Below are 11,939 nucleotides of genomic sequence, written 5' to 3'. Positions count from 1 at the left end.
AGGTCGACTTCGCTTACTTGTCTTCGAACGCCTTGGTCTCGACGGTGGCCCACTTGCCACCGGCAACCTTGTAGACGGTCAGCACCTTGGAAGTGGTGTCACCGTACTGGTCGAAGGAGACCTTGCCGGTCACGCCGTCGAAGGAGACCTTGCTCATGGCGTCGACCGTGGCCTGACGGGCCGACTCGACGTCCTTGGCATCCTTCAGCGAGACCTTCAGCGCGGCGATGATCGCGTTGGCAGCGTCGAACGAGTAGCCGCCGTACGCCGCGTACGGCTCCTTGTAGTTCTGCGCGTTGTAGTCCGAGACGAACTTCTTCGCCGAGTCCAGCGAGTCCACCGGCGCGCCGACCGAGGTGGCCAGGTCGTTGTCGGAGGTCTTGCCGGCCAGGGTGATGTACTTCGGGTCGAAGATGCCGTCGCCGCCCATCAGCGGGACGTTCAGACCGGCGGCCTTCATCTGCTGCGAGAGCGGACCGGCCTGCGGGTACTCACCACCGTAGTAGACCGCCTGCGGGGCAGACGGCTTGATCGCGGAGATCACGGCCTGGTAGTTCGAGTCGTCCGGGTTGATGGTCTGGGCCGCGACGACCTGACCGCCCAGCTTCTTGAACTCCTCGGTGAAGGTGCCGACCAGACCCTGGCCGTACGCCTTCTTGTCGTGGATCGTGGCGACCTTGGTGATCTTGGCCGTCTCGTACAGGTACCGGGCCGCGAACGGACCCTGGACCGCGTCGGTGGTGCAGGTGCGGAAGTACGTCGGGTACGGCCGCTTCGGAGCGGTCTGCCAGTTGGCACCCTGGGTCAGGCCGGGGCCGGTGTTGGCCGGCGAGACCTGGACGATGTTCTTCGGCGCGAGCACCGGCTGGACCTGCTGGCTGACGCTGGTGTTCAGCGTGCCGACCACACCGATCACGTCGGCGTCGCCGGCCAGGGCGGTCGCGGCGTTCTTACCGGGGTCCGGCTTCGCCTCGTCGTCCTTCGGCACGACCTCGAGCTTCCAGCCCGGGATCGCGTTGGAGTCGTTGGCCTGCTTCACGGCCAGCTCGACGGAGTGCTGGATACCCAGACCCAGGGCCGACAAGTCTCCGGACAGCGGCGCGATGACGCCGATCTTGGCAGTCTTCGTCGAACCTCCGGAGCTCCCCCCGGAGTCGTTGCCACTGCGTGAGCCGCAGGCTGTCAGGGCCAACGACGCAACGATCAGCGACGCGCCGACCCTTACTACGGAACGCTGGTGCACTGTTCCTCCCATGTCTGGATAGTCCGGCAAATCCCCGGACTCTCGCGTTTGCCGCGAGCATCCGCAGGTTAGACCTCGGGTGGCTCTCCAGGCGATGTGACAGAGCGTGTGTTGTGAGGTCGTTACAGCGGTAAGCAGCATGGGGAGGAGTGGTTACTGTACGCGCGCTCAGCTCGATGAGCGGAGAGTGATTCAGTCGCTACTGCCAGCCTCGTCAACGACCAACTGCGCGACCTGGCGCATCGAAACTCTTTTATCCATTGCGGTTTTCTGGATCCACCGGAACGAGTCGGGCTCGGAAAGCCCGAACTTGGTCTGCAGCACCGACTTGGCCCGGTCGACCAGCTTGCGGGTCTCAAGCCGCTCGGCCAGGTCCGCGACCTCCCGCTCGAGCTCGGCGAGCTCGACGTACCGGGAGGCGGCGATCTCGATCGCGGGCAGCAGGTCGGCCTTGGAGAACGGTTTCACCAGGTACGCCATGGCGCCGGCGTCCCGCGCCCGCTCGACCAGCTCCCGCTGCGAGAACGCGGTCAGCATCAGCACCGGCGCGATCCGCTCCCCCGCGATCTTCTCCGCCGCGCTCAACCCGTCCAGCTTGGGCATCTTCACATCGAGAATGACCAGATCCGGCCGCTGCTCCACCGCCAGCCGGATCGCCTCTTCCCCGTCGCCCGCCTGCCCGACGACGTCATACCCCTCTTCCGCGAGCATCTCAGCCAGATCCATCCGGATCAGGGCTTCGTCCTCAGCGATCACCACACGCTTAGCAGTCACACCCGACACCTTAGCGACCTCACCCCTTCGCCCCCACGAACCCGTCCAACACAGCAACCGCCTCTTTCCGGCTGACCGCGATCGCGGTCAGCTGCGGCTGCCGCCAACAGCCCTCGCAGGAGCTGTTCGGGGTACTGGGCAACAATCTTCTGGTTCGGCGCAGGGGATTTCTCGTCATTGCTGATCTGCGGACTGAACACACAACGCGCGTAGGCAACTCACGCCGCTGATACAGGCGCCGACATCCGCAACGCCGAGTCCGCCGTCTCCTGCGACCTGACGTGAGCCCTGCCACATCGTCGCGAAGCCACCGACAGTTTGTGCCGGGTGTGGGATTCGAACCCACACGCCCTTGCGAGCAACGGATTTTGAGTCCGTCGTGTCTGCCATTCCACCAACCCGGCCAGGTTGCAGAGATACTTTAGCGCCTCTACGGCCGTGCGCGGTTCACCGCCTCCCGAAGCGCAGTTCGCGGGAACGTGGACACCGTCTGGTGACTGGGGACAGGAAATAACCTGTCCCCAGTCTCCAGTTCCTGTCTCTGGCCCCGGTTCGTGGCTCCGGTTACGGGTTTTGGCTGCGATAGGCGGGGGCTATGCCGTCGATGGCGTCGCCCATGCGGTGGACTCGGAGGGCGTTGGTGGAGCCGGGGATGCTGGGTGGCGAGCCGGCGACGATGACTACCAGGTCGCCCTTCTTGAGTTTGCCGAGTTCCAGCAGGCGCTGGTCTACCTGGCGGACCATTTCGTCGGTGTGTTCGACGGTCGGGACGATGTACGTCTCGACGCCCCAGACCACGCTCAGCCAGGAACTGACCGACGGGACCGGGGTGAAGGCGAGGAGCGGTACTTCGGTGCGGTACCGCGCCAGTCGGAGCGCGGTGTCGCCGGACTGCGTGAACGCGATCAGGTACTTCGCGTCCAGCCGCTCCGCCACGTCGGCGGCCGCGCGGGCGATCACGCCGCCCTTCGTCTTCGGCTCCCACTCGATCGCCTGGACCCGGCTGAGGCCGTGCTCCTCGGTGGACTCCACGATCCGCGCCATCGTCTTGACGGTCTCGATCGGGAACCGGCCGACGCTGGTCTCACCGGAGAGCATGACCGCGTCCGCGCCGTCGAGTACGGCGTTGGCCACGTCGGACGCCTCCGCGCGCGTCGGCCGCGGCGCGGAGATCATCGACTCGAGCATCTGGGTGGCGACGATGACCGGCTTCGCGTTCAGCCGGGCCTGGTCGATGATCAGCTTCTGGACCAGCGGGACCTCCTCGAGCGGGAGCTCCACGCCGAGGTCGCCGCGGGCCACCATGAACCCGTCGAAGGCCTCGATGATCTCGTCCAGGTTGGCGACCGCCTGCGGCTTCTCGATCTTGGCGACGACGGGGAGCCGCAGCCCCTCCTCGTCCATGATCTTGTGGACCAGCTGGATGTCGGACGCGTCCCGTACGAACGACAGCGCGATCATGTCGGCCGGCAGGTGCAGCGCCCAGCGGAGGTCCTCGACGTCCTTCTCGGACATCGCCGGGACGCTGACCGCGACGCCGGGCAGGTTGATGCCCTTGTGGTTCGAGACCGGCCCGCCGACGGTGACCCGGCAGACCACGTCGGTCCCGGTCACCTCCTCGGCCACCAGCGCGATCCGGCCGTCGTCGATCAGCAGCTGGTCGCCGGGCTTCACGTCGCCCGGCAGGCCGTCGTACGTCGTCCCGCAGATGGTCTGATCGCCCGGCACCTCCCGGGTGGTGATCGTGAAGCGCTCGCCGTAGGTCAGCGTTGCCTTGCCCTCGGCGAACTCGGCCAGCCGGATCTTCGGGCCCTGCAGGTCGACCAGGATGCCGACGTTCTTGCCGGTCTCCGCGGCAGCGGTCCGGATCCGCTGGTAGATGCGCTCATGCTCGGCATGGGCGCCATGACTCAAATTGAGCCTTGCGACGTCCATACCTGCTTGGACGAGTTCCAGGATGCGCTCGGGGGCGGCAGTAGCCGGGCCGAGCGTACAAACGATCTTTGCGCGACGCACGTCACAAAACCCTACTCCTGCAAACCACTGGGCCAGCTGGTCCACCCCCGTTACTGGACAGTTAACAGCTGATGGCGATCGGCTACATCGCCTGAATCGTCAAGAACCCAAGGGCATGTAGGGCCCGACCGTCACGTCGCCGCTGGGTTGGGCGGTGACCGTCTGCAGGCCGACCGGCAGCCCCTTCTGGTACGTGATGAGGGTGACCTCACCCGGCTTCCGCAGGGTGTAACCGAGGGCGAACGCGTACGCCGCTCCCCCGGTCGTCCCGTTCGTGTACGTCGTCACCGCGCGCTCGTCGACGACCCGGTGCTCGGGGCCGACCTGGCGGTGCAAATGACCGGACAGCAGCAACGTCGCGCAGCCCCGCTCGGCGGTGTCGGCGTACGACGACGGGTCGTGCACCACCATCGTCGAGATCCGCTTGTCGTCGGGCTGGTCGCAGGCGACGTCGGCGAGCCGTTTCGACTGGTGCTCGATCGTCTCGTCGCCCGGGGTGTCCGCGCTGCCGAGCCCGGTCTTGGTCGGGTCGCTGTCGCCGAGGAACCGGATCCCCTCGACCTCGACGGGCTTGCTGTCAAGCACGGTGAACCCGGCCTTTCGCATGAACTCCTCGACGTGCCCGCCGGCGTCGTGGTTGCCGGCCACCGCGACCACCTTGAAGTCCTTGAAGTGCTGCCGCAGCGAGTTGATGCTGAACGCTTCCCAGCTCTGCCCCGACGAGGTGTCGTCACCGGCGTCGATCAGCAGCTTGGCGCCACCGGCCTTCGCCACCTCGGACGCGAATCCGTCGATCCCGATGTTGTCGTGCCGGTCCGACACCAGCAGCGCGACCTTCTCCTCCTTGTTCGGCTGGTGGATCTGCGGTGCGACATCGGCGACCCGGTCCTTGAGCTGGCCGTACAGCTCGGTGGACTTCCGGTACGTTTCGACCAGCGTCCGGATCACGCCGACGCCGCCGGTGGTGGAGAACCCGGAAGCGACCTCGACGGTCTTCAGCCGCTTGTCGAACGACATCTCCGGCAGCAGCTTGAACAACGGCTGCCACTGCGTCGGCGGTACGTCGGCCGTCCGCATCCGCCCCGGACCGTAGATCGACGCGATCGTGATCAGCATCGCGACCAGTACAACGATGGCGCGGTGCTCGAACCGCCGCTCGTGCCGGTGCACCAGGTGCCACAGTTCGCGCCGGCGGCGTACCCCCAGCGCCGTCCAGAGCGTCGCGACGACGACGACCACGAGCAGGCCCGAGCCCGCTCCGGCGACCGCGTTGTCGACGGCCATCTGCTGGATGACCTGCTTGATCCGCCCGATCTCACCGTCGGGCTGGGACGCGATCAGCGTGTCGCGGGTGAGCAGCTCGGTGAGGTTGTCGGCATCGGTCTCCTGGACGTCGATGTTGACGCCGATCTTGCCCGGCGTGTCGGCCGGGATCCGCAGCCGCGGGAGTACGGCGCCGAGGTCGAGGGTCGCGTACCCGTCGAAGGTGGGCGAGACGGTCGCGGCGTGTGCGCCGATCGTGACCCGCTCGGAGTCGTTCACGAACCCGAACAGGCCGACCACGACCGTGGTCAGCGCGAAGAGCAGACTGAGCCCGGCCCACGGCGCGATCGCACGGAGCCGGGCCTTCGTCACCAGGCGGGTAGCCACCCATCCAACCTATCGAGACGATCCACTTCGGGCACCCACCTCGCGTTTCGTGTCGGTGGGTGCCCGAAACGTCAGACCGCGAGGGGGCGGGCCGTCGGCGGGATCGGGGTGGGCAACGTCGACGAGCCGGTGAGGAGGGTGTCCACGCCGTTGGCGCAGGAGCGGCCCTCGGCGATCGCCCAGACGATCAGCGACTGGCCGCGGCCGGCGTCACCGCAGGCGAAGACACCCTCGACCGAGGTCTGGTAGTCCTTGTCCCGCTTGACGTTGCCGCGCTCGTCGAGTTCGACGCCGAGCTGCTCGAGGAAACCCTCGCGCTCCGGGCCGAGGAAGCCCATCGCCAGCAGCACGAGCTGGGCCGGGATGGTCCGCTCGGTCCCCTCGACCGGGTTGAACTTGCCGTCGGCAAACTTCACCTCGACCAGGTTCAGCCCGGACACGTTGCCGTCGGCATCGGCCTCGAAGTTCACCGTGGAGACGGCGTACACCCGGTCGCCGCCCTCCTCGTGCGCGGAGGCGACCCGGTAGATCATCGGGTACGTCGGCCACGGCTGACTGCCCGGACGGTCGTCACCGGGTCGCGGCATGATCTCCAGCTGGGTCACGGTGCGGGCGCCCTGCCGGTGCGCCGTACCCAGGCAGTCGGCGCCGGTGTCGCCGCCGCCGATGATCACCACGTCCTTGCCGGTCGCAACGATCTGGTCCTCGACGGTCTGCCCGAGCGAGGCCCGGTTGGACTGCGGCAGGTACTCCATCGCCTGGTGGATGCCGCCGTACTCGCGGCCCGGCACCGGCAGGTCGCGGGCCGCGGTGGCGCCGGTCGCGATCACCACCGCGTCGTACCGCTGCTTGAGCTGGGTCCCGGTCACGTCCACGCCGACGTTCACGCCGGAGCGGAAGACCGTGCCCTCCTCCTTCATCTGCTGGATCCGGCGGTCGACCTGTTCCTTCTCCATCTTGAACTCGGGGATGCCGTACCGCAGCAGGCCGCCGGGGGTGTCGGCGCGCTCGTAGACCGCGACCGTGTGCCCCGCGCGGGTCAACTGCTGCGCGGCGGCCAGGCCGGAGGGTCCGGACCCGACGACCGCGATCGTCTTGCCGGTCAGCCACTCCGGCGGCTGGGGCCGGACGTCGCCGGTCTCCCAGGCCTTGTCGATGATCGCGACCTCGACGTTCTTGATCGTCACCGGGTCCTGGTTGATGCCGAGCACGCACGCGGTCTCGCACGGCGCCGGGCAGAGCCGGCCGGTGAACTCCGGGAAGTTGTTGGTCGCGTGCAGCCGCTCGATCGCACTCGACCAGTCGTCCCGCCAGACCAGGTCGTTCCACTCCGGGATCAGGTTGCCCAGCGGGCAGCCGTTGTGGCAGAACGGGATGCCGCAGTCCATGCAGCGGCCGGCCTGCTTGGTGATGATCGGCAGCAGCGCCTTGCCGGGCCCGCCGGGGTAGACCTCTTTCCAGTCCTGCTTGCGTTCCTCCACCGGCCGCCGGTCGGCGACCTCGCGCGGGGTCGTCAGGAATCCCTTGGGGTCAGCCATCAGATGGCCTCCATCATCGCTCGCGTGGTGGCGTCCTCGTCCAGCCCGTCGCGCTCGGCGGCCGCCTTGGCCGCCAGCACCCGGGCGTAGTCGCGGGGCATCACCGTGGTGAACCTGGCGGCCGCGGCGGGCCAGTCGGCGAGCAGCTTGGCCGCCCGTTCCGATCCGGTCTCCTCGAAGTGCCTGCGGACCAGGTCGTGCAGCAGTTCGGACTCGTCCGTGGTGACCGGGTGCAGATCCACCAGCTCCGGGTTCACCAAGGCGTGGTCCAGGTCGAGTACGTGGGCCACGCCGCCCGACATACCCGCCGCGAAGTTCCGTCCGACGGCGCCCAGTACGACGACCCGCCCGCCGGTCATGTACTCGCAGGCGTGATCGCCGACCGACTCGACGATCGCGGTCGCGCCGGAGTTCCGGACGCAGAACCGTTGCCCAACGCCACCACTGATGAACAGTTCACCCGAGGTCGCGCCGTACGCGATGACGTTGCCGGCGATGATCTGGCCGGCCGCGTCGAACCGCGCGTGCCGGTCCGGGCGGATGACCACGCGGCCACCGGACAGGCCCTTGCCGACGTAGTCGTTGGCGTCACCCTCGAGTCGCAGGGTGACCCCGCTCGGCACGAAGGCGGCGAACGAGTTGCCGGCCGACCCGGTGAAGGTCAGGTCGATGGTCCCGTCGGCCAGGCCGGCCGAGCGGTACCGCTTGGTGATCTCGTGGCCGAGCATCGTGCCGACAGTGCGGTTGACGTTGCGGATCGCGAGCTGCGCCCGGACCGGTTCGCCGTTGTCCAGCGCCGGCCGGCAGATCCGGATCAGCTCGTTGTCGAGCGCCTTGTCCAGGCCGTGGTTCTGCTCGACGACCTGGTGCCGCGACGCGCCTTCCGGCAGCGCCGGCACGTGCAGGATCGGCGTCAGGTCGAGGCCGTCCGCCTTCCAGTGATCGACCGCGCGCCGGACGTCCAGCACCTCGGCGTGGCCGATCGCCTCGTCCAGGGTCCGGAAACCCAGCTCAGCAAGGAGCTCGCGGACCTCCTCCGCGATGAACTCGAAGAAGTTCACCACGAACTCGGGCTTGCCGGAGAACCGCTCCCGCAGCACCGGGTTCTGCGTCGCGACGCCGACCGGACACGTGTCCAGGTGGCAGACCCGCATCATGATGCAGCCCGACACCACCAGCGGCGCGGTCGCGAAGCCGAACTCCTCCGCACCCAGCAGCGCCGCGATGATCACGTCCCGGCCGGTCTTCAGCTGGCCGTCGGTCTGTACGACGATGCGGTCACGCAAACCGTTCAGCAGCAGGGTTTGCTGCGTCTCGGCGAGACCCAGCTCCCACGGGCCACCGGCGTGCTTCAGCGAGGTCAGCGGCGCCGCACCGGTGCCGCCGTCGTGACCGGAGATCAGGACGACGTCCGCGTGGGCCTTGGAGACGCCCGCGGCGATCGTGCCGACGCCGACCTCGGACACCAGCTTCACGTGGATCCGCGCGGACGGGTTCGCGTTCTTCAGGTCGTGGATCAGCTGGGCCAGATCCTCGATCGAGTAGATGTCGTGGTGCGGCGGCGGCGAGATCAGGCCGACCCCTGGCGTCGAGTGCCGGGTGTTCGCCACCCACGGGTACACCTTCGGGCCGGGCAGCTGGCCGCCCTCACCGGGCTTCGCGCCCTGCGCCATCTTGATCTGGATGTCGTCGGAGTTCGTCAGGTACTCCGCCGTGACGCCGAACCGCCCGGACGCGACCTGCTTGATCGAGCTCCGCCGGGACGGGTCGTACAGCCGGTCGGCGTCCTCGCCGCCCTCACCGGTGTTCGACTTGCCGCCGAGCTGGTTCATCGCGATCGCCAGCGTCTGGTGCGCCTCGGCACTGATCGAGCCGTAGCTCATCGCGCCGGTGGAGAACCGCTTGACGATCTCGCTGACCGGCTCGACCTCGTCGATCGAGATCGGCTGCCGCTCACCGCTGAACCCGAACAGACCGCGCAGCGTCATCAGCCGCTCGGACTGCTCGTTCACGCGGGCCGTGTACTGCTTGAAGATGTCGTAGCGACCGGTCCGGGTGCTGTGCTGCAGCCGGAAGACAGTGTCCGGGTCGAACAGGTGCGGCTCGCCTTCACGCCGCCACTGGTACTCGCCGCCGATCTCCAGCTTGCGGTGCGCGGGCAGGATCCCGTCCGCCGGGTAGGCGCGCAGGTGCCGGCGGCGTACCTCCTCGGCGATCGTGTCCAGGCCGACGCCGCCGATCCGCGACGACGTACCGGTGAAGTAGATGTCGACCAGGAAGGAGGACAGGCCGTTCGCCTCGAAGATCTGCGCGCCGGTGTACGACGCGACCGTCGAGACACCCATCTTCGACATCACCTTGAGCACGCCCTTGCCGAGCGACTTCACCACGTTGCGCACTGCCTGCTCGGGCTCGATCCCCGGCAGGTAGGTGCCGCGCCGGCAAAGGTCCTCGACGGACTCCAGCGCCAGGTACGGGTTGATCGCGGCCGCGCCGTACCCCATCAGGAGGGCGACGTGGTGGACCTCGCGGACGTCACCGGCCTCGACCACCAGACCGACCTGGGTGCGGGTCTTCTTCCGCACCAGGTGGTGGTGAACCGCGGCGGTGAGCAGCAGCGACGGGACCGGCGCACTGTCGGCGTTCGAGTGCCGGTCGGACAGCACCAGGATGCGGGCGCCGTCGCTGATCGCGGCGTCGGCCTCGGCACAGATCTCGTCGAGGCGGGTCCGGAGCGCCTCGCCACCGCCTTCGACGTCGTACACGCCGCGCAGAACCGTGGTGGCCAGGCCCGGCATGTCGCCGTCGAGGTTGATGTGGCGGAGCTTGGCCAGCTCGTCGTTGGTGATCACCGGGAACGGGATCACCACCTGGCGGCACGAGGCCGGGCTCGGGTTGAGCAGGTTCGACTCCGGGCCGAGGCTCGACGACAGCGACGTCACGAGCTCTTCGCGGATCGCGTCCAACGGCGGGTTCGTGACCTGCGCGAACAGCTGGGCGAAGTAGTCGAACAGCAGCCGCGGCCGGTCGCTCAGTACGGCGATCGGCGTGTCGGTGCCCATCGAGCCGATCGGCTCCGCGCCGGCCCTGGCCATCGGGGTGAGGATGACGCGCAGCTCTTCCTCGGTGTACCCGAACACCTGCTGGCGGCGCGTCACCGAGGCGTGGCTGTGGACGACGTGCTCGCGCTCGTGCAGGTCCTCGAAGCGGATCAGGCCGGCGTGCAGCCATTCGTCGTACGGGTGCTCGGTGGCGAGGGCGTTCTTCACCTCGGAGTCGGTGATGATCCGGTGCGCGTCGACGTCGACCAGGAAGATCCGGCCGGGCTCGAGCCGGCCCTTCTCCGTCACGGTGGCCGGGTCGATGTCGAGGACGCCGGCCTCGGAGGCGAGGACGACGAGGCCGTCCTCGGTCACCCAGTACCGCGAGGGGCGCAGACCGTTGCGGTCCAGGACCGCGCCGACCTTGGTGCCGTCGGAGAAGACCACCGACGCGGGGCCGTCCCACGGCTCCATCAGCGTCGAGTGGAACTCGTAGAACGCGCGCCGCTTCGGATCCATCGTGGCGGCGTTCTCCCAGGCCTCCGGGATCATCATCAGCATCGCGTGCGGCAGCGACCGGCCGCCCAGGTGCAGGAGCTCCAGGACCTCGTCGAACGACGCCGAGTCCGACGCACTCGGCGTACAGATCGGGTAGAGCTGCTCCAGGTCGCCCGGGATCAGGTCGCTGGCGAGCAGCGCCTCGCGGGCGCGCATCCAGTTCCGGTTGCCCTGGACGGTGTTGATCTCACCGTTGTGGGCGATGTACCGGTACGGGTGGGCCAGCGGCCAGGACGGGAACGTGTTGGTGGAGAACCGCGAGTGCACGATGCCGATCGCCGAAGCGAGATCGGGGTCGGTCAGCTCGGGGAAGAACTTGTCCAGCTGGTCGGTGGTGAGCATCCCCTTGTAGGTGATGGTCCGGCCGGACAGCGACGGGAAGTAGGTCTCCGTCTCCTTCTCGGCGCGCTTGCGCAGCCGGAACGCCATCCGCTCCAGCGCCAGGCCGAGCACGCGGCCGGTCTTCGCGGTGACGAACACCTGCTTGAAGGTCGGCATCACCGAACGCGCGGTCGCGCCGAGCAGGTCGGGGGTGGTCGGGATGTCCCGCCAGCCGACGACACTCAGCTGCTCCTCGGCGGCCAGCTCCTCGATCCGGTTGACCGCCTTGGCGGCGTCGTCGGGATCGGCCGGCAGGAACGCGATGCCGGTCGCGTAGCTGTGCGGCGCCGGCAGCTCGAACTCGCACACCCTGCGGTAGAAGGCGTCCGGTACCTGGATCAGGATGCCGGCGCCGTCGCCGGAATCCGGCTCGGCGCCGGACGCGCCTCGATGCTCGAGGTTGCGCAGGGCGGTCAAGGCCTTGGCCACGATGTCGTGGCTCGGTTCACCGGTCAGGGTCGCGACGAAGGCAACACCACAAGCGTCGTGCTCGTGCTGCCCGTCGTAGAGTCCCTCAGCCGGGAATGGGGGGCGACCAAACATCTAGGGGCTCCCGTCGTCCTACGGTCAAACAACTGGCCGCGGGACAACATTGGCCCAAGCCGGGTGTCCCGAGACTACCTCATGACGCCCACCAGCTGGACTTCCCGTCCACGGCGAAACGCCTTGATAACCCACAGTAAGCAAGCGCTCACTACTAGCCTTCTATCTTCCCAGCCCATCGCCCCGACAACCACC

Annotated in this window: 6 protein-coding genes and 1 tRNA gene; all 7 read right to left on the bottom strand. The window is 68.1% G+C overall.

The annotated features are described in order from the left end of the window. Nucleotides 1-13: 13 nt before the first annotated feature. Nucleotides 14-1,255: a branched-chain amino acid ABC transporter substrate-binding protein gene (locus OHA18_RS31930; protein ID WP_328999050.1), complete on the bottom strand. Its 1,242-nt coding sequence runs from the start codon at nt 1,253-1,255 to the stop codon at nt 14-16. A gap of 180 nt (nt 1,256-1,435) precedes the next feature. Beyond that, nucleotides 1,436-2,026: an ANTAR domain-containing response regulator gene (locus OHA18_RS31925; RefSeq protein ID WP_328999049.1), complete on the bottom strand. Its 591-nt coding sequence runs from the start codon at nt 2,024-2,026 to the stop codon at nt 1,436-1,438. Between the two features lie 312 nt (nt 2,027-2,338). Next, nucleotides 2,339-2,421: transfer RNA gene (locus OHA18_RS31920), tRNA-Leu, on the bottom strand. Between the two features lie 160 nt (nt 2,422-2,581). Continuing rightward, on the bottom strand, nt 2,582-4,033 hold the full coding sequence (gene pyk, locus OHA18_RS31915; protein ID WP_328999048.1) for a pyruvate kinase: 1,452 nt from the start codon (nt 4,031-4,033) through the stop codon (nt 2,582-2,584). 99 nt (nt 4,034-4,132) lie between these two features. After that, complete coding sequence (locus OHA18_RS31910) at nt 4,133-5,683, bottom strand: metallophosphoesterase family protein (protein WP_328999047.1); 1,551 nt, start codon at nt 5,681-5,683, stop codon at nt 4,133-4,135. 71 nt (nt 5,684-5,754) lie between these two features. Then, a complete protein-coding gene (locus tag OHA18_RS31905) occupies nt 5,755-7,221 on the bottom strand; it encodes a glutamate synthase subunit beta (RefSeq protein WP_328999046.1) in 1,467 nt (488 codons plus the stop codon). Then, nucleotides 7,221-11,744, bottom strand: a complete 4,524-nt coding sequence (gene gltB, locus OHA18_RS31900) for a glutamate synthase large subunit (RefSeq protein ID WP_328999045.1) — start codon at nt 11,742-11,744, stop codon at nt 7,221-7,223. The genes OHA18_RS31905 and gltB overlap by 1 nt, the downstream gene beginning before the upstream one ends. Nucleotides 11,745-11,939: the final 195 nt, after the last annotated feature.

The sequence above is a fragment of the Kribbella sp. NBC_00709 genome, from assembly GCF_036226565.1.
In the GTDB taxonomy this organism is placed as follows: domain Bacteria; phylum Actinomycetota; class Actinomycetes; order Propionibacteriales; family Kribbellaceae; genus Kribbella.
The sequence above is the reverse complement of the archived record's forward strand: the minus strand, read 5'-3'. Positions and strand labels throughout refer to the sequence as shown.